Below are 18,609 nucleotides of genomic sequence, written 5' to 3'. Positions count from 1 at the left end.
CCAAAATGCAAATGGCCGGGTTTTCGCCCGGCCATTTTTATGTCGTGTAACGGTCAGAAGCTCAGTTTGTCGCGCTCAGCTCGACCGGGAAGAACAGGGTCTCGCCGGAGGAGTCGCTGACGCCGTCATTGTCAGTGACCGCGTAGGGCTTACCCGAGGCGTCGAAGGTGAAGCCTTCGAGCTTGTCCAGCACATAGCCGTTGGTGGCAGACTTCAGTTCACCGAGGAAGTCATGGGCTTCGGTTTTCTTGACGACCGGCAGCTCGCCGCCGAGCTTGGCGGGCTTCAGGTCCGATATCGCGACCTTGTAGAGCTTCTTCAGCCTGGCGACGTCGCCGACGAGGTTGTCGCGCTCGATGATGTAGACGCTGTCGCCCTGAGCCGAGATTTCCGACAGACCGACCCAGCCGCTTTCCGTCTTGTCGAGCGGATAGCGAACGGCACCCCATTCCTTCTTCTTCGGATTGTAAGAGACGAGCTTGACGAAGCCCTTCTCGTCGTCGCTCCACTCGCGCTGGACCGCCATCCAGAGCGTGGTGTCGTCACCGGTGCCGACAATGGTCACGCCTTCGAAGCCGTAGCGGATTTCGTTGGCGGCGAGTTCCTTCGGCAGGGCGATCTCGGCCTTGATGTCACCCTTGGCATTGACGTTGTAGAGCGCGTGCGGAACGAGACGTTCGCTGTAGCCTTCCGAGGCGAGCCAGAAGGAGCCATCGGCGGCAGCCGCGATGCCTTCGATGTCGAGCTTCTGGGCCGGAGCGCCGTCACGCTTGACGACGAGGGCGTCGGTGATGACGGCCGGCTTCTTGCTGGCGTCGATCGTGTAGATCGTCGGCTGCGAACCCAGAACGCTGTCGCTGACGGCGTAGAGCATGCCCGGCTTGCCCGGAACGGCTGCGAGACCCGAAAGGGCTGCGAAACCGATCGGATTGCCGTCCTTTTCGGCGGAGACGATCTGCGGATAGGCCTTCTCGCCTTCCGAGCGCTCGTAGATCATCACATGCGAGCGCGTGCCGCCGTCCTTGCCGAGATCGACCTCGTTGGCGGTCGCAAAGAGATTGCGGGCGGGAATGGCGATCGCGCCTTCCGGCGAAATGCCTGATGGCAGCAGCTGGACGAGTTCGGGATCGGCGCCGGTATCCTTGAAAACGCCGACGACCGAGGCACGTTCGGCGAGCAGGAAGAAATACTTGATGTCGCCGAACGTGGCGGCTTCGAGGCCTTCGGGCTCGACGCCCTTCGATCCCGAGCGGCTTTCCGGATAGTGGCCGATATGGGCGACGGCGCGTTCGAAGGATGCGCCCGATTCGTAGAGAAGCTTGCCCGTCTTGTCGAAGATGGTGAAGCCGCGTGAGCCGCCCTGGTAGTCGCCTTCATTGGCGACGACGAGGCGGTTGTCGTCCAGCCACTTCACGGCGTCGGGCTCGCGCAGCACGCCCTTGGCTTCGCCTGAGAATTTCAGGGCGCCGTCACGCTTGGTGTCGATACCGGAGAGATCGACGCTGCCGGCGGAGAAATGCGTCTTCACTTCAGCCGTGTTGGCGTCGATGATGACAATCTCGTTATTTTCCTGCAGTGTCAGGGCAATCTCGTTCAGGCCGTTGAAGGCGACGAATTCCGGCTCCGGATCCTCCGGGGCGACGCCGGTAAGCCCGGTCAGCGCCACGTGCTTGATGGTACCGCAATCGACGGTGCCATTCTTGACCTGGAAGACGACGAGGTCGCCGGCCGGCATCTGTGGGATCTTGCCGTCATTGACGTCTTCGTCGCGCTCATTTTCGATTGCGATGGTGCCGAGCGTCTTGTCCTTGTTGAGGGCGATCGAATCCGGCTGGCCGCCGAGATCGCACGCGTTTTCGATCTTCTTGGTCGCCACGTCGACGATCGCGAGACGGCCCGAGGGCTTGGCCTTGCTTTCGGAAGTGTTGACGGCAACGAGCGCTTTGCCGGCGCTCGAGGTGACCGAAGTCGGCTCGCCGTCCATTATCAGCGCGCCGCCGGCCTTGGGGGCCCTGGCATCGGTAATGTCGATAAAGCCGATCGCGCCGAGCGGGCTGTCGCTATAGATCAGCGTGTTGCCGTCGTCGGTCGCGGTGATGATCTCGGCGGAGCTCGCCGAAAGCTTGTCCTTATCAACAGGCAGGTTCTCTGCGACCGGGAAGGACGCGATGCGGTTGAAAACCGGCTCGGCCGCGGCCGGAAAGGCGACCGATGTGAGAAGCACGGCAGCAAGCGCTGCCTTGCGCGATGAAATTGTCATGAAATCCCCCATGTGTCGAACATTCGAAACAGGAGTTTTCTGCGCGCGCGGCATGACAGAGGCATGACAGATGCGGCATTTTGCACCTGATTACGTCAGGCTGGTTTGCGCTCCCGGCGCATCTCGTTTCGCATGATGAACAGCGAAGCAGACAGGATGAGAGCCGCTCCCAGCCAGAGGTAACCCGCCGGCGCATAGCCGAAGAACAGCCAACCGGCCAGCACATTCAACGGCAGCTTCAGATCGTCGAACGGCTGGACGTAGGCGGCATCGGCTGCGGCATAGGCAAGCGTCAGGAAATACTGCGCTACGGCGGTCAACAGCCCCGCCAGCAGGAACAGGGCAAGGGTTGCGCCCGTCGGCACTGCAAAGCCTGCCGCAAGCGCCAGCCCGCCATTTATCGGCGTCAGCAGAACGAGCAGCCAGACGGTGATCGTCTCCGGTCGTTCGATGCCCGTCAGGCTCTTTGTGATCAGCGACGAGGCGCCCCACAGCAGCGCCGAAAGCACAGGCAAGAGAGCCGCCCAGCCAATGCCGTCAGACCATGGCTGCAGGATGATCATCGCTCCGGTGAAACCCGCAGCCGTCGCAGCCCAGCGGGCCGGGCCGACGCGCTCACCGAGGAAAAGCCGGGCGCCCAGAATGATGAAGAAGGGTGAGGTCATCACCAGTGCAATCGCCTGCCAGATCGGCACCGCGGCAAGGCCGGCGACCCAAGCCTCGACGCCGAGCGCGGCGAGCACGACGCGTGTGAGGTGACGCCAGGGATAGTGCGTGCGCATCGCCGCAAGGCCGAGCCTCTTCAGGAACGGCAGCGAAAACAGGAAGGCGAAGCCATATTGCCAGAAGGCTGCCGACGCCGAGGGAAAGGCAAGCTTCATCGTTAGCCATTGGGTGACGACGTTGAGAAGCGAAAAGGCAATGCCGGCAAGGACCATCCAGAGGGCGCCGACAACGGCGCGGGACGGCTCGACGGCGAGTGAAGTCTGATTCATGTCTTTCATCCGAAACAAGGGACCAACATAAATCAGGACGCATGAACCCCGACAGGCGACACAGGGCAACTCCCTGCCCTTCGCACGGCCGATGCTCATTCTCTTCCATCCGGACTTTAACCGTCGGCTCCGGAATCGCACCGGATCTGCTGACCCCTCCCCCGCTTGGACACGAGGAAAGGCGCTCGCGGGCTCGAGCCGAAACCCTTACCGCCGGTGGGGAGTTTCACCCCGCCCTGAGAACAGAAACGTCGTAGATCAAAGCCCGGGCGACAGCAAGAGCGCTCCTAGATCAAAAAGCAGAGCATGATGTCGTCCGAAAACCGCTCACACTTTTCGGCATCATGCTCTAAAGCAAAAGGGGTCCGGCAAAGCCGAACCCCTCTCAAATCCTGCACAGCCGGTCTCGTTTCCGGCTGGTGGATAATCTCAGATCAGCTGTTGACGGCGTCCTTCAGGCCCTTGCCGGGCGTGAATTTCGGCACGTTGCGAGCCGGAATGTCGACTTCAGCGCCCGTCGACGGGTTACGGCCCTTCGTTGCGGCACGATGAGAAACGGTGAAGCTGCCGAAACCCGCGAGGCGAATGTCGCCCTTGTTCTTGAGTTCAGCCTGGACAACGTCGAAAACCGCGTCAACAGCGGAAGCCGCGTCAGACTTCGTCAGTCCTGCCTTTTCGGCTACTGCGGACACGAGTTCATTCTTGTTCATGTTTCCACCCCTTTCTAAATGGTATGAAACGACTCAAAAGTAAGCTAGGCGCAGAATAGGTTTCATCAGGCCCGCCGAAAACCCAAAAGCCCTGCAAATCAAGGAAAAGCAAGCGTCTACATGACGTTTTCACAAAAAAGGCTGACGTTTCCGCCAGCCTTTTTCCGTGTTTTGCGCCAATGGGGCATAAATGTGGCAAAGGCCACTCAATGCGCTATGGTTGCGCCTGTCTCATCGAGGCCTTCGACCGATGTGATGACCGGCGTTTCCACCGTGCCGTCCCATTCAATCGGCTCCGGCCGCCGGATCAGTGCATGCTTGATCACCTCGCCCATGCGGGATACCGGGATGATCTCCATGTTGTTCTTCACGTTATCAGGAATCTCCGCCAGGTCCTTGGCGTTTTCCTCCGGAATCAGCACCTTCTTGATGCCGCCACGAAGCGCTGCGAGCAGCTTTTCCTTGAGACCGCCGATCGGCAGCACACGGCCGCGAAGGGTGATTTCACCGGTCATGGCCACATGCCTGTCCACAGGGATGCCGGTCATGATCGAGACGATCGCGGTTGCCATTGCGACGCCGGCCGAGGGGCCATCCTTCGGGGTTGCGCCTTCCGGCACGTGCACGTGGATGTCGCTCTTGTCGAAGCGCGGCGGCTCGATGCCGAAATCGACGGCGCGCGAGCGGACATAGGAGGCCGCTGCCGAGATCGATTCCTTCATGACTTCCTTCAGATTGCCGGTGACCGTCATGCGGCCCTTGCCCGGCATCATCACACCTTCGATGGTCAGCAGCTCGCCACCGACTTCCGTCCAGGCAAGACCGGTCACGACGCCGACCTGATCCTCGCCCTCGGCTTCGCCATGGCGGAAGCGCGGGACGCCCAGATAGTCGGAGATGTTGGCAGCCGTCACATGAACGGCCTTCGTCTTGCCCTTGATGATCTCGGTGACCGCCTTGCGGGCGAGTTTCATCAGTTCGCGTTCGAAGTTGCGGACGCCGGCTTCGCGGGTGTACTGCTGGCTGATCGCCATCAGGGCGTCGTCGCTGACCGAGAACTCCTCCGGCTGCAACGCATGTTCCTTGATGGCCTTCGGCAGCAGGTGCCGCTTGGCGATTTCGCGCTTTTCATCCTCGGTGTAGCCGGCGATACGGATGATCTCCATGCGGTCCATCAGAGGCGCTGGAATGTTCAGCGTATTCGCCGTCGTGATGAACATCACATCCGACAGGTCGTATTCGACTTCCAGATAGTGGTCCATGAAGGTCATGTTCTGGGCCGGATCGAGCACTTCGAGCAGGGCCGAGGACGGATCACCGCGATAGTCCTGGCCGAGCTTGTCGATCTCGTCGAGCAGGAAGAGCGGGTTGGACTTCTTCGCCTTCTTCATCGACTGGATGACCTTGCCGGGCATTGAGCCGATATAGGTGCGGCGGTGACCGCGGATTTCGGCTTCGTCACGAACGCCGCCAAGCGCCATGCGGACATACTCGCGGCCGGTCGCCTTGGCGATCGACTGGGCGAGCGAGGTCTTGCCGACGCCCGGAGGGCCGACGAGGCAGAGGATCGGGCCCTTGATCTTGGTGGCGCGGGCCTGCACGGCTAGATATTCGACGATGCGCTCCTTGACCTTGTCGAGACCGAAGTGATCGGCTTCGAGGATCTTCTCGGCATTGTTGAGATCGGCCTTGATCTTCGACTTCTTGCCCCAGGGAATGCCGAGCAGCCAGTCCAGATAATTGCGCACGACCGTGGCTTCCGCCGACATCGGGCTCATCTGGCGCAGCTTCTTCAGTTCCGCATCGGCCTTTTCACGGGCTTCCTTGGACAGCTTGGTCTTGGAGATGCGCTCTTCCAGTTCGCTCATCTCGTCGCGGCCTTCCTCGCCGTCGCCGAGTTCCTTCTGGATCGCCTTCATCTGTTCATTGAGGTAGTATTCGCGCTGGGTCTTCTCCATCTGGCGCTTGACGCGCGAGCGGATGCGCTTTTCGACCTGCAGGACCGAGATCTCGCCTTCCATGAAGCCGAGGGCCTTTTCGAGGCGCTGCTTGACGCTGGTGGTCTCCAGCATCTCCTGCTTCTCGGTGATCTTGATCGACAGATGCGAGGCAACCGTATCGGCGAGCTTGGAATAGTCGTCGATCTGGCTGGCGGCGCCGACCACTTCGGGCGAAATCTTCTTGTTCAGCTTCACGTAGCTCTCGAATTCGGAGACGACCGAACGCGACAGGGCTTCCAGTTCGACCGGATCGTCATGCGGCTCCTCGAGCACATGGCCGAGCGCCTCATAAAAATCCTCGCGGCTGGTATAGGTGTCGATCTCGGCGCGGGCGCGGCCTTCGACCAGAACCTTCACGGTGCCGTCGGGCAGCTTCAGGAGCTGCAGCACGTTCGCCACTGTGCCGACATTGTGAATCGCCGAAGGATCCGGATCGTCGTCGCTGGCGTTGATCTGCGTTACCAGCATGATCTGCTTATCGGAACCCATGACCTCTTCGAGCGCACGGATCGACTTTTCCCGTCCGACGAACAGCGGCACGATCATATGCGGGAAAACCACGATGTCGCGCAGGGGCAGAACAGGGTAGGCAGTGCTGCTCGCTACAGACGTTTTCTTCGTCATTTTATGTCCTTTCCATCGTCCCGTTGCCGGGCTCTCTGCACGGCCGCTTGGGACCGGCCGGCACTCTACTTGTTGCTACAAGTGGAGGTTCTGACTACGCTTTTCAAGCCACGCTAACGCCCGCGTCCCTCGGATGTGACAGCTTTATTACAACGGAACGCCAACACTATGAAGCGCGTGGCTGGACCGGCGCTTACCACTTCCGACCCGGCTAAAATACAAACGCCAGCAAGAGGCTTACGGAATCATAGCATCATTGCCAAGCACGATCCCTTGCGCAACATCGGCAAAGGCAATTTCGGTTCCCACCGGCAAATACTAACAGCGCTTCGCATGGTTTTTCAAATAGAAAGGGGCCTGCCAATGGCAAGCCCCCAAAATAATCACACGAAAGCCGGAAGGGTCACGCCGAAGCGTTGGCCTTTTCTTCCTGGCGATCGGCATAGATGTAAAGCGGACGGGCCGAACCGCGCACCACTTCCTCGGAGATGACGACCTCGCGCACGCCTTCCAGCGTCGGCAGTTCGAACATCGTGTCGAGCAGGATCTTCTCCATGATCGAGCGAAGGCCGCGGGCGCCGGTCTTGCGTACGATCGCCTTGCGGGCGATTTCGCGCAGAGCGTCCTCGTGGAAGTTCAGTTCCACGTCTTCCATCTCGAACAGCCGCTGATACTGCTTGATCAGCGCATTCTTCGGCTCGGACAGGATCTGGATCAGCGCATCCTCGTCAAGGTCCTCGAGCGTCGCCAAAACCGGCAGACGACCGATGAACTCGGGGATGAGGCCGAACTTGACCAGGTCTTCCGGCTCCAGTTCGCGCAGGACCTCGCCGACGCGGCGGTCATCCTGCGACTTGACGCTAGCGCCAAAGCCGATCGAGGTCTTCTCGCCACGGGCAGAGATGATCTTGTCGAGGCCGGCAAAAGCGCCGCCGCAGATGAACAGGATGTTCGTCGTGTCGACCTGCAGGAACTCCTGCTGAGGGTGCTTGCGGCCGCCCTGCGGCGGAACGGAAGCGACCGTGCCTTCCATGATCTTCAGCAGCGCCTGCTGCACGCCCTCGCCCGAGACGTCACGGGTGATCGACGGGTTGTCGGACTTGCGCGAAATCTTGTCGACTTCGTCGATGTAGACGATGCCGCGCTGCGCACGTTCGACGTTGTAGTCGGCCGACTGCAGCAGCTTCAGGATGATGTTTTCGACATCCTCGCCGACATAACCGGCCTCGGTCAGCGTCGTCGCATCAGCCATGGTGAAGGGAACGTCGATGATGCGGGCGAGCGTCTGGGCAAGATAGGTCTTGCCGCAGCCGGTCGGGCCGACGAGCATGATGTTCGACTTCGCCAGCTCGACTTCGCCGTTCTTGGAGGCGTGCGCCAGGCGCTTGTAATGGTTGTGAACGGCAACCGACAGGATCTTCTTCGCCTGCCGCTGGCCGATGACGTATTCGTCGAGGACCTTGATGATGTCCTGGGGCGTCGGAACGCCGTCGCGGGACTTGACCATCGAGGACTTGTTCTCCTCGCGGATGATGTCCATGCACAATTCGACGCATTCATCGCAGATGAAGACGGTCGGTCCGGCAATCAGTTTCCGGACTTCGTGCTGGCTCTTTCCGCAGAACGAACAATAAAGAGTGTTCTTGGAGTCGCCGCCGTTGCTGCCGCTGACCTTGCTCATATCACTTTCCTTCCAGCACGCCGCATTTCAAGGCGAAATCGCGGTCCACTCTATCAGCTCCTGGCGGCACTCCGTTTCCGGAGCCTTTGCCGAGAAGGGCTTCAGGGGGTACGAACCGGGCCCAACCAATCATGTCCTGGCCCCGGCGGCAACGAATTCCCCTTCGAACGCCGAATGCTATGTCATAAAAATTCAACATAGCATTAATAGTTACTATTAGCGTCTTCGTCGCCGGATGAAAGCCCTTGTTCAATCACAAATGGGATAGAACTGTGGCGAGGAAAACACCATCCCTATTAATTACTAGGCCTGTTCGCCTTCCATTTCGAGGCGCGACGTCAGAACCTTGTCGATCACGCCCCAGCTCTGGGCTTCGTCCGCATCCATGAAATGGTCACGATCGAGCGTCTTTTCAACTTCCTCATAGGTGCGGCCGGTGTGCTTGACGTAGACCTCGTTCAGGCGGCGCTTCATCTTGAGGATGTCGCGGGCGTGGCGCTCGATGTCCGAAGCCTGGCCCTGGAAGCCGCCCGAGGGCTGGTGCACCATGATGCGGGAATTCGGCGTGGCAAAGCGCATGTCCTTGTGGCCGGCCGCGAGAAGCAGCGAGCCCATGGATGCGGCCTGGCCGATGCAGAGCGTCGAAACCGCGGGCTTGATGAACTGCATCGTATCGTAGATCGCCATGCCGGCGGTGACGACGCCACCGGGAGAATTGATGTAGAGGGCGATTTCCTTCTTCGGGTTTTCGGCCTCGAGGAAAAGCAGCTGGGCGCAGACGAGCGTCGCCATATGGTCCTCGACAGCACCTGTCAGGAAGATGATGCGTTCCTTCAACAGGCGGGAATAGATGTCGTAGGAGCGTTCACCGCGGTTGGTCTGTTCCACGACCATCGGAACGAGGGCCATTGCGGTATCGACTGGGTTTCTCATGTGCGTCCTTTGTCAGCGTCTCGCCGGCCGGCGCCGGGAATCAAAGAAAAATATCTTACCCCTACATAGAGTGTCCCGGCCCTCCTCTTCAAGACACGCCTGCGGATAACGTTAAGAAGGCGGGCCAAGGCGGCTAAGCTCCTTCTTTTCATGCATGTCGTTATCCCGGAACCGCTGCACACTTCCGGGCGACATGCATTGAGCCTCATTCCCTCAAACGCCTGTTAACGGCGAGCCCTTGGTACGGTCTCCCCCGGCTTTTCTCCATGACAGGATGAAGGAAGGCTTATTCTATTCGACTGTGCTCATACACGTTTACCCGACGGAAAGCCTACCGGCAGATATCGGCCTAAAACAATGCCGCAGCGCAGCGACATTAAGGAAGTGGCGAGCTTCCTCGGCAAGGATGCGAACGGACAGACAAGGGGTTGCTGCCGTGTTCAATTTCGCTACAGGTCTCGCCATCTGGTGTTCCGAGGCCATGACGCTCGCTTTGGTGCTGTTCGTCGCCTGGCGCCACAATGTCAGGAACGAGGCCTATCTCTATTGGGGCCTGGGCTTCCTCCTGACCGGCATCGGCTTTGCGATGGTCGCGCTGCGCGGCGAAATCCCCAGCGTGCTTTCAGTAGAGGCGGGCAATGCCATCGCCCTGCTCGGCCAGAGCGCCTGGGTGGCTGGTTTTCTGGCACTCGACCGCAAGCGGATCGAATGGTGGGCACTGCTGCCGCCGGCAATCTGGCTCGCCGGTGTATTCCTGCCCTGGGTCAACAGCGATTATTCAAACCGGGTGGTGCTCTACAACCTTGCTTCGGCGACGGGTGCGACGGCACTCGCCATGGCGGTCGCCGCCGGCGACATGCGCCGTGAGCGTACCCGCATCAAGCTGATGGGTGTGTTCATCCTCCAGGGCTGCCTGTGCTTCGGCTCGGCGCTGACGATGGCATTGACGATGCCAAGCGATATCGAGGCGACCAATCTTGGCGGCGCCTCCGCCATGGCCAGCGCCTTCCTGCTGACCATCGCCTTCGCGTTCACCTGCCGTCTGATCATGGAGCGCTCCGAACGGCACCTGCGTGCCCTCACCCTGACCGACTCGCTGACCGGCGTGCTCAACCGCCGCGGCCTGCTCGGCTATTTCGACGGCATCCAGGAACGTGCTCATAACGAGCAGCGCCAGGTTGCGGTGATCCTTTTCGATCTTGACCATTTCAAGCGCGTCAACGACCGTTTCGGCCACCAGTCCGGCGATGCCGTGCTGACCGCCTTCGCGCGCATGGCCCGCCAGTATATTCCGAACAACATCTTCGGCCGCATGGGCGGCGAGGAATTCGCCGCCTTCGCCGCCGTCGCGGACCAGACGGAGGCCGAGGCGATCGCCGAAGCGATCCGCACCGAATTCTGCCGTCTTCCCGTCAGCACCGGCGAAGCGATCGTTCCGGTCACCGTCAGCATCGGCATCGCGCTCGCCTCCTCGATCGAAGCCAATATCGACAAGCTGATCTCGGCCGCCGACCGGGCGCTCTATGCGGCAAAGGCCGCCGGCCGCAACTGCACGGTCACATTCGGCGAAGCGGAGGCCGCAGCCCCTGCACCAGCCACGCCGAGCAGCACTGCCGGCGAACTCGTGCCGACGGTCGACGACCAGGTCGAAGCGCTGCGACGCATGCGTACACTGTCACGCGCCGGGTAGTCCGGGATCGCTTGCCCCACATCTTCCCGAGGCCCGGCAAATCCGCTAAGCCTCGGGGCATGATGATCCCATCCTTTCTCTCGATCGACCGCGCCAACCGTCATGTCTCGCTTGATAGCCGCAACCCGGCCTTCTACGGCGACCCGAATGCCGTCTATGCCGCACTTCATGCCCATTGCCCGACCTTCTACTGGAGCGAGCAGAAGCAGTGGTTCTTTACGGGTTACGACCATGTGAACGGCCTGCTCCGCGACCGCCGCTTCGGCCGGCAGATCCTGCATATCGCCAGCCGCGAGGAGCTCGGCCTTGCCGAGCCGATGCCGCATCTTGCCAGTTTCGATCTCTCGGAACGTTATTCCCTGCTCGAACTCGAACCGCCCGAGCACACGCGGCTGCGCACGCTCGTCAACCGCGCCTTCGTTTCCCGCCATGTCGAGAAGATGAAGCCGGAACTTGCCGAACTCGCCAACCGGCTGATCGACGGCTTCGCGGAGAAGCGTGAGGTCGAGCTGCTCTCGGCCTTTGCCGACATCATCCCGGTGACGATGATCGCCCGGATGATCGGCATTCCCGAGGAGATGGGGCCGCAGCTGCTCGCCTGGTCGCACGCCTATGTCCGCATGTACATGTTCGGCCGCACGCGCGAGCAGGAAGAAGAGGCCGAACGGGCGGCCAAGGAATTTTCCGACTACGTCAAGACGGTGATCACGGAACGCCGCGCGACCCCACGCGACGACCTGCTGACCCACATGATCCATACCGAGCACAAGGGCCAGTATCTGACCGAGGAGGAACTCGTCTCGACGACGATCGTGCTGCTCAATGCCGGGCATGAGGCGACCGTGCACCAGATCGGCAACTCCGTGCGCACCATTCTCGACAGCGGCTGCGATCCGGCGGAACTCTTCCGGGACGAGGCGACGACGGAGCGCACCGTCGAGGAAACCCTGCGCATCTGCGCGCCGGTCCATATCTTCCAGCGCTGGGCCCTGGAGCCTGCCGAAATCGACGGCGTCTCCTTCAAGCGCGGCGACAAGGTCAGCCTTATCCTCGCCGCCGCCAATCTCGATCCGGCGAAATTCACCGACCCCCTCACCTTCAAGCCCGACCGCAACGAGGCGGCGAACCTCTCCTTCGGCGCCGGCATCCATTTCTGCATCGGCGCGCCGTTGGCACGGCTCGAGCTCAACGTCGTGCTGCCGATCCTGTTCGAACGGCTGGCCGGCCTCAAGATGGCAAAGACACCCGTGGTCAAGGACGTCTACCATTTCCACGGGCTGGACCGGCTGGATCTGCAATGGTGATCCACTCTTCGCGGATCAGCCATAGCGGCCGGTGATGTAGTCTTCCGTGCGCTTGACCTTCGGCGACTGGAAAATCTCGGCGGTCGGGCCGTATTCCACCAGTTCGCCCAGATACATGAAGGCGGTGTTGTCGGAGATGCGGCTTGCCTGCTGCATGTTGTGGGTGACGATGACGATGGTGAAATCCGTCTTCAGCCGGGCGACCAGCTCTTCCACCTTGGCAGTCGAGATCGGGTCGAGGGCGGAGGTCGGCTCGTCGAGCAGAAGCACCTCGGGGCGAAGTGCTACGGCACGCGCGATGCAGAGACGCTGCTGCTGACCGCCGGAAAGGCCGAGACCACTGCCCTTCAGCTTGTCCTTGACCTCGTCCCAGAGCGCTGCCGAGCGCAGCGCCTGCTCGACGCGGACATCCATCTCGGCCTTGGAGATGCGCTCGTGGTGGCGGATACCGTAGGCGATATTGTCGTAGATCGACATCGGGAACGGCACCGGTTTCTGGAAGACCATGCCGACCCGGGCGCGCAGTTCGTTCATCGAATAGCCGGGGTCAAGGATATTCTGGCCGTCGAGCGTGACGGAGCCGGTGGCACGCATCTTCGGGTAGAGCATGTAGATGCGGTTCAGGATGCGCAACAGCGTGGACTTGCCGCAGCCGGACGGGCCGATGAGGGCCGAGACCTGACGCTCGGGAAAGCTCAGGGTGACGTCGCGGATCGCGTGGGCATCGCCGTAGTAGAAGTTGACGCCGGTCAGCGCCATCTTGTCGACTGTTGGGGCCGAGTGGGCCGGGCGAGGTTCGAAGGCTTTGTTCTCAAGCATCATTTCGCATTCCTGCGGTTGAGGATGGCGCGGGAGCCGACGCTGAGGAGAAGCACGATCGCCGTCATGACGAAGGCGCCTGCCCAGGCAAGATTCTGCCATTGCTCATAGGGGCTCATAGCGAACTGGAAGATGACGACGGGGATATTCGCCATCGGCTGCGACATGTCCAAGCTCCAATACTGGTTGTTCAGAGCCGTAAAAAGGAGTGGCGCGGTTTCGCCCGAAATGCGGGCGATCGCAAGCAGGATACCCGTCAGGATGCCTGCGGAGGCGGCGCGGTAGAGTACGTTGACCGTTACCTTCCAGCGCGGGATGCCGAGCGAAAGTGCTGCCTCCCGCATGACGTCCGGAACCAGCCGCAACATTTCGTCGGTGGTGCGCACCACGACCGGCAGGAAGATGAAGGCGAGCGCGATGCCGCCGGCAAAGCCGGAAAAGCGTGACGTCGGGCGGACGACCAGTTCATAGACAAACAAGCCGATGATGATCGACGGCGCCGAAAGCAGGATATCGTTGACGAAGCGGATCGCCTCGCCGATCTTCTTGCCGCGGCTGAACTCCGACAAAAAGGTGCCGGCCAGCACGCCGATCGGCGTGCCGATGATGACCGCCAGAACGACCATCAGCAGGCTGCCCATGAAGGCGTTGGCGAGACCGCCGCCATCTTCGCCGGGCGGCGGCGTCATCTCCGTGACGAGACTGGGGCTGAGCGCGGACAGTCCGTGTATCAGCGTCGTCCAGAGGATCCAAACCAGAAAGACCAGGCCGACCACGGTCGCGATGCCGCAGAGTGAAAGGGCGATCATGCTGCCGATCTGGCGGCGGCGGTAAATGGAACCCGAATGGGTGGCCATGACTACTCTCCCCTCTGTCTTGCCATGCGCACCAGCATGAGCTTGGCGGCCGCCAGAACGATGAAGGTGACAACGAAGAGGATGAGACCGAGCGCCGAGAGCGACGACCTGTAGAGGTCATCCGAAGCTTCGGCAAACTCGTTGGCGAGCGTCGCAGCGATCGACGTGCCGGGCTCCATCAGCGACACCGCGATGTTATGGGTGTTGCCGAGTACGAAGGTGACCGCCATGGTCTCTCCGAGCGCGCGGCCGAGACCAAGGAAGATGCCGCCGACGACAGCGGTGCGGGTGTGCGGGATGACGATGTCGCGCACCACTTCCCACTTGGTCGAACCAAGCGCATAGGCCGATTCCTTCAGCTGCGCCGGGACGACCAGGAAGACGTCGCGCATGACCGAGGAGACGAAGGGGATGATCATGATCGCCAGCACGATGCCTGACGTCAGCATGCCGATGCCAAGCGGAGCGCCGGAGAACAATGCGCCGACTACCGGGGTCGGGCCCAGCCAGTCGATCAGCACCGGCTGGACGTAGTCCGACATGAAGGGAGCAAAAGTGAAGAGACCCCACATGCCGTAAATGATGCTGGGGATACCGGCGAGAAGCTCGATGGCGCCGCCGATTGGGCCGCGAATGGAGCGCGGCGCAACTTCGGTAATGAAAACGGCGATACCGAGGCTCACGGGAACGCCGATGACCATAGCGAGCGCCGAGGTGACCAGCGTGCCGTAAATCGGTACAAGGCCCGAGAACCGCTGGGCAACCGGATCCCATTCCATGCCGGTCAGGAAGCCAAAGCCGAAGGTCCGGAACGCGAGAAACCCGTCCCAGACCATGGAGAACGCCGCTGCAAACAGTGCGACCAAAACAAACAGGCCGCAGCCCAAAACCATCCAATAAAAAATGCGATCGCCTGCCGCGCCGTCGCGGCGCTTCACGCCCGCGGTTGTGGCGGGCAGCGATGCCATTGCTTCGCTCATATCCGTACGCTCTGCTGCTTTGAGGGGTGTCAAAGGCATTTGAGCATGATGCCGAAAAGTGTAAGCGGTTTTCGGTGACATCATGCTCTAACCCCTTAATTTAGAACAGGATTCAGATTTTAGGCCCAGTCGGCCTAAAATCATCCTGTTCTAGGGCGGAAAGCCAAACTTCCCGCCCCGACCGCAGTTTCGTCAGGATCAGCCCTTGAACGAGGCTGTCCAGTAATCCTCGATCTGCTTCACCAGGGTCTGCGGAAGCGGAACGTAATCGAGGGCAGAGGCTTCCTTCTGGCCGTTTTCAAGCGCCCACTTGAAGAAGGCGAAGGCAGCCTTGGAGCGCGCTGCATCCTTCGGCTCCTTGTACATGATCGCCCAGGTCGTGGCGGTCACCGGCCAGGCCTTTTCGCCCGGAGCATTGGTCATGATCAGGTAGAAGTCCTGAGCCTTGGCCCATTCGGCGCTGGCGGCAGCAGCCGAGAAGCTTTCCGCATTCGGCTTCGGATACTGGCCTGCGGCATTCTGGATCAGAACGTAGGGCAGCTTGTTCTGCAGGGCGTAGGCGTATTCGACGTAGCCGATCGAATCCTTGACGCGGGTGACGTAAGCGGCAACGCCTTCATTGCCCTTGCCGCCGATGCCGACCGGCCAGTTGACGGCAGTTCCTTCGCCAACCTTGCTCTTCCAGTCTTCGTTGACCTTGGAAAAGTAGTTGGTCCAGTTGAAGGAGGTGCCCGAACCGTCCGAACGGTGGACGACGGCGATCTGGCTGTCGGGCAGTTTCAGGCCGGGATTCAGATCGGCGATGGCCTTGTCATTCCACTTGGTGACATTGCCGAGGTAGATGTCGGCGAGAACCTTGCCCGTGAGCTTCAGTTCGCCCGACTTGATGCCTTTGATGTTGATGACGGGCACGATGCCCCCGACGACGAGCGGGAACTGACCGAAGCCGCCAGTCGTCAGGTCTTCCGGCTTCATCGGGGCGTCGGACGCGCCGAAGTCAACCGTTGCAGCCTTGATCTGGGCGATGCCGCCGCCCGAACCGATCGACTGGTAGTTCAGTTTGTCGCCGGTCTGCTTGTTGTAGTCCGCAGACCACTTGGACAGGACGGGATAGACGAAGGTAGAGCCGGCGCCGGTGATATCGGCGGCGGACGCCGAAACCGCCAGAGCGGCAACCAGGCCGGCGCCGAGGCAGGCCGAAAGAAGTTTGTTGGTGAGCATTTGAAGCGCTTCCCTAATGGATTTGAAAAACAACGAGACCAGCGCCATGGAGGGGGTGTCCATTGTCTGGGGCGCTGAAATTCCCGTCACAACAGGCGGGCTAGGCGCGTTTTATTACAGTTTGATGACGGAATTTGACGGTCGCAACCGACCACGAGGCCGTGCCTCAAATGCTACGGTTGCGGTCTTTTGATTGAATCGCGGACTTAACAAAGCCTTAGCAAAAACATTGGGATAGATTGACGCATGGCTGTGGTGGATTGCCGCAGCGATGTCTGCAAATGTCGTTTTCAGGATTTCGAAATACCGGGCCGCTCGTGCCCGTTACCGAATTCCTGCGATGGCCTTTACGAGATCATGCGGCCGACTCTTCTCGCAGCCTGTTGGATATGTCGCATGCCGACATGGGTTTTCCGAGCATATAGCCTTGAAGCTGGTCGCAGCCGGCGTCTCGCAAGATCGCCGCCTGACGGCTATTCTCAATACCTTCGGCGGTCACGGGAATCTGCAGAGCAGTCGCCAGGGAGATGGTTGCCCGAAGAATATCGGCGCCATTTGTGGTTACATCGAGAGCGGACACGAGCGAGCGGTCGATCTTCATGCGATCAAACCCAAACTGCCGCAATGCCCCGATGCTGGCGTAGCCGCAGCCAAAGTCATCAAGAGCAAACTTTATGCCGACGCGCTTGAGTTGGTCTATCGACCGACGGGCCTGATCCGGATTTGTCATCAGAACGCCTTCGGTGATTTCCAGTGTCAGGCGATTAGGATCGAAATCCAGCTCCTGCAGGATCGCGATCACCTGGGCAGCAAATTCCGGATTGCAGAGCTGGATCGGCGAGACATTCACCGACAAAGTCAGACCGGGCCAGCTCTTGGCATGCCCGATCGACGTTCTCAGCATATGGACGCCAAGGGCATCGATGAGGCCGCACCTTTCAGCAAGAGGGATGAATATTTCCGGGCTGACGTTTCCCGTTGCAGTTTTCCAGCGCGCCAGTGCTTCAAGACCGGTGACGGCGCCGGTCGAAGCAGAGACGAGGGGCTGGAAAGCGGCTTCGATTGCGCCGCTGCCGATGGCGTTCTTCAAGAGACCTTCCAGCTCGGCGACCCGTATGCGTTCCCGGTCCAGTTCGGGGTCGTATTCAACCGCCTGACCTTTGCCATTTGCCTTGGCACGATAGAGGGCCATGTCGGCTCTGCGAAGAAGCTCCAAAGGCGATATGTCTCCATCGCGGGCCGCAGCTCCGATGCTTGCGCCAACTTCGATCGTTCGCCCGTCAATTTTGAAGGGCTCGGCAAACAGCGCCAGAATCGCCTCTTCGATCTCTTCGCGTGCAGCGCCTCCAACGTGCACCAGCGCGAATTCGTCGCCTCCCAGCCGGGCCGCGGCCAGGACTTCGGGATGACTGGTCATCAGCGCGTTCGAGACGATCCGGATCAAATCATCCCCAACCGCATGCCCCCAAGCATCGTTGACCGCCTTGAAGCCGTCGAGATCCACCAAGTAAAGCCGCGGTGACGAAGGATCCGGGCTCTCCAGATCCTCCAGCAGGCGGAGAAGCCCCTGTCTGTTCAACAAGCCACTCAAGCTGTCATGGCTCGCTTCAAAGCGAGCTGTCTGCGCCAGTTGGCGCAGGCGCCGCGCTTCGGATGCGCCAACCAACAGAACGCCGATCAAGAATAGCGAAAGGACGACGGTAGACGCTGCAAGATAGGGATAGACTTGCTGAAACACGGCGCTTCCGGGCGCTTTGCTCGGCCAAACGAGATAGCCGATCACAGCTCCCTTCATGTCGGTGATCGGCGTGTTCAAAAATCCCGGCTTGGGCGTCGTCTCGAGGCTCAGCCCCTCGAGTTCATGTTCGTTGGAGAGAGTGTCGAGAACCTCCGACGTAAACGCCTTGTAGAAACTCAGCACGCTGAACTTCGGAACCTCGGCGGCGGCCTCGAACGGCTGGATCGCCTGCGAGGCGATCAGCGCTATACCGCTTTCGGTCTTGATGAAATTGATCACCGGCGCCTTGGCCGGAGCGGCAGCCGCATTGATCTGCTGATAAAAGGCTTCCCCGAAAAACGTGCCCGGCTGGAAGGGCTTGCCTTTGGCATAGGCCGAGACGATCGAAGACCCGTCAGGGCCGGTCACGATCGCGCCGTCATAAAGCGCATAATCCTCGCTGGTTTTTCCCCAATTCTCATAGGCCCAATCCGCAGCGGTCGGAGATGAGACAGCACTATAGGCATCGTCCCATATGGCATTGTCCGTCGTTGTCCCGCTCAAGCGAGCCACAAAGGCTGCAACCGCCGCGCGGGCGGCGCGACTGGCCCTGGCATCGTCGATTTCGTTCGCCGACCGGGTCATGGTGGCGACGACATGTGCCATAAGGCCGGTCAATACGAGAGCGACGACAATGAAGCAGACGGTTGTCGCAATGATGGAAGACGTTTGAGTCCGAACGTGCCTGGCTGCAAGATTCGACGACATGCAAATTCCGCAAAGATTAATTGCAAGGCCATGTCTGTGGGACGGCAGGA

The 18,609-nt window shown here is 60.5% G+C and carries 13 protein-coding genes and 1 riboswitch; of the genes, 2 read left to right on the top strand and 11 right to left on the bottom strand.

The features are described 5' to 3' along the window. Positions 1-61: 61 nt before the first annotated feature. The 6 genes from RL_RS08785 to clpP form a co-directional block, all read right to left on the bottom strand. Positions 62-2,272: an esterase-like activity of phytase family protein gene (locus RL_RS08785; RefSeq protein ID WP_173364434.1), complete on the bottom strand. Its 2,211-nt coding sequence runs from the start codon at positions 2,270-2,272 to the stop codon at positions 62-64. Positions 2,273-2,355: 83 nt separating this feature from the next. Further along, the gene (locus RL_RS08780; RefSeq protein WP_086935544.1) at positions 2,356-3,255 is read right to left on the bottom strand and encodes a riboflavin transporter RibN; all 900 of its coding nucleotides are present in this window, start codon (positions 3,253-3,255) and stop codon (positions 2,356-2,358) included. Positions 3,256-3,348: 93 nt separating this feature from the next. After that, positions 3,349-3,503: riboswitch (FMN riboswitch) on the bottom strand. Positions 3,504-3,689: 186 nt separating this feature from the next. Beyond that, positions 3,690-3,965 (bottom strand): DNA-binding protein HupB, encoded by a 276-nt coding sequence (gene hupB / locus RL_RS08775; protein WP_011651361.1) that lies wholly within the window; start codon positions 3,963-3,965, stop codon positions 3,690-3,692. 206 nt (positions 3,966-4,171) lie between these two features. Then, positions 4,172-6,589, bottom strand: coding sequence for an endopeptidase La (lon, locus tag RL_RS08770; protein ID WP_003547341.1), 2,418 nt, complete (start codon positions 6,587-6,589; stop codon positions 4,172-4,174). Between the two features lie 403 nt (positions 6,590-6,992). Then, positions 6,993-8,270 (bottom strand): ATP-dependent Clp protease ATP-binding subunit ClpX, encoded by a 1,278-nt coding sequence (clpX, locus tag RL_RS08765; RefSeq protein WP_003547337.1) that lies wholly within the window; start codon positions 8,268-8,270, stop codon positions 6,993-6,995. 303 nt (positions 8,271-8,573) lie between these two features. Beyond that, positions 8,574-9,203: an ATP-dependent Clp endopeptidase proteolytic subunit ClpP gene (clpP, locus tag RL_RS08760; RefSeq protein WP_003547334.1), complete on the bottom strand. Its 630-nt coding sequence runs from the start codon at positions 9,201-9,203 to the stop codon at positions 8,574-8,576. 274 nt (positions 9,204-9,477) lie between these two features. Between clpP and RL_RS08755 the strand changes: the two genes are divergently transcribed. Together RL_RS08755 and RL_RS08750 are read left to right on the top strand one after the other, a co-directional pair. Beyond that, positions 9,478-10,893 carry a GGDEF domain-containing protein gene (locus RL_RS08755; protein ID WP_011651360.1) on the top strand — a complete coding sequence of 472 codons (1,416 nt, stop codon included), beginning with the start codon at positions 9,478-9,480 and terminating at the stop codon, positions 10,891-10,893. Positions 10,894-10,952: 59 nt separating this feature from the next. Then, positions 10,953-12,197, top strand: coding sequence for a cytochrome P450 (locus tag RL_RS08750; RefSeq protein WP_041936249.1), 1,245 nt, complete (start codon positions 10,953-10,955; stop codon positions 12,195-12,197). 15 nt (positions 12,198-12,212) lie between these two features. Here RL_RS08750 and pstB read toward each other — a convergent pair whose 3' ends face one another. From pstB to RL_RS08725, 5 genes are all read right to left on the bottom strand, one after another. Continuing rightward, positions 12,213-13,019: a phosphate ABC transporter ATP-binding protein PstB gene (gene pstB / locus RL_RS08745; protein ID WP_011651358.1), complete on the bottom strand. Its 807-nt coding sequence runs from the start codon at positions 13,017-13,019 to the stop codon at positions 12,213-12,215. After that, positions 13,016-13,873, bottom strand: coding sequence for a phosphate ABC transporter permease PstA (gene pstA / locus RL_RS08740; protein ID WP_011651357.1), 858 nt, complete (start codon positions 13,871-13,873; stop codon positions 13,016-13,018). Before pstA ends, pstB begins: the two co-directional genes overlap by 4 nt. A 2-nt stretch (positions 13,874-13,875) precedes the next feature. After that, entirely contained in the window at positions 13,876-14,853 is a 978-nt protein-coding gene (pstC, locus tag RL_RS08735; protein WP_011651356.1) for a phosphate ABC transporter permease subunit PstC, read from the bottom strand. A gap of 198 nt (positions 14,854-15,051) precedes the next feature. Next, positions 15,052-16,074, bottom strand: a complete 1,023-nt coding sequence (gene pstS, locus RL_RS08730) for a phosphate ABC transporter substrate-binding protein PstS (RefSeq protein WP_028741399.1) — start codon at positions 16,072-16,074, stop codon at positions 15,052-15,054. Between the two features lie 355 nt (positions 16,075-16,429). Further along, positions 16,430-18,559: a bifunctional diguanylate cyclase/phosphodiesterase gene (locus RL_RS08725; protein ID WP_011651354.1), complete on the bottom strand. Its 2,130-nt coding sequence runs from the start codon at positions 18,557-18,559 to the stop codon at positions 16,430-16,432. Between the last annotated feature and the right edge of the window lie 50 nt (positions 18,560-18,609).

This window comes from Rhizobium johnstonii 3841 (assembly GCF_000009265.1).
GTDB classification, from domain to species: Bacteria; Pseudomonadota; Alphaproteobacteria; order Rhizobiales; family Rhizobiaceae; genus Rhizobium; species Rhizobium acaciae.
The sequence above is the reverse complement of the archived record's forward strand: the minus strand, read 5'-3'. Positions and strand labels throughout refer to the sequence as shown.

Excerpts from the sequence above, each read along its gene's own strand:
- RL_RS08785 (WP_173364434.1), bottom strand. The coding sequence starts at position 2,272 with ATGGGGGATTTCATGACAATTTCATCGCGCAAGGCAGCGCTTGCTGCC.
- RL_RS08780 (WP_086935544.1), bottom strand. The coding sequence starts at position 3,255 with ATGAATCAGACTTCACTCGCCGTCGAGCCGTCCCGCGCCGTTGTCGGC.
- hupB (WP_011651361.1), bottom strand. The coding sequence starts at position 3,965 with ATGAACAAGAATGAACTCGTGTCCGCAGTAGCCGAAAAGGCAGGACTG.
- lon (WP_003547341.1), bottom strand. The coding sequence starts at position 6,589 with ATGACGAAGAAAACGTCTGTAGCGAGCAGCACTGCCTACCCTGTTCTG.
- clpX (WP_003547337.1), bottom strand. The coding sequence starts at position 8,270 with ATGAGCAAGGTCAGCGGCAGCAACGGCGGCGACTCCAAGAACACTCTT.
- clpP (WP_003547334.1), bottom strand. The coding sequence starts at position 9,203 with ATGAGAAACCCAGTCGATACCGCAATGGCCCTCGTTCCGATGGTCGTG.
- RL_RS08755 (WP_011651360.1), top strand. The coding sequence starts at position 9,478 with ATGAAGGAAGGCTTATTCTATTCGACTGTGCTCATACACGTTTACCCG.
- RL_RS08750 (WP_041936249.1), top strand. The coding sequence starts at position 10,953 with ATGATGATCCCATCCTTTCTCTCGATCGACCGCGCCAACCGTCATGTC.
- pstB (WP_011651358.1), bottom strand. The coding sequence starts at position 13,019 with ATGATGCTTGAGAACAAAGCCTTCGAACCTCGCCCGGCCCACTCGGCC.
- pstA (WP_011651357.1), bottom strand. The coding sequence starts at position 13,873 with ATGGCCACCCATTCGGGTTCCATTTACCGCCGCCGCCAGATCGGCAGC.
- pstC (WP_011651356.1), bottom strand. The coding sequence starts at position 14,853 with ATGAGCGAAGCAATGGCATCGCTGCCCGCCACAACCGCGGGCGTGAAG.
- pstS (WP_028741399.1), bottom strand. The coding sequence starts at position 16,074 with ATGCTCACCAACAAACTTCTTTCGGCCTGCCTCGGCGCCGGCCTGGTT.
- RL_RS08725 (WP_011651354.1), bottom strand. The coding sequence starts at position 18,559 with ATGTCGTCGAATCTTGCAGCCAGGCACGTTCGGACTCAAACGTCTTCC.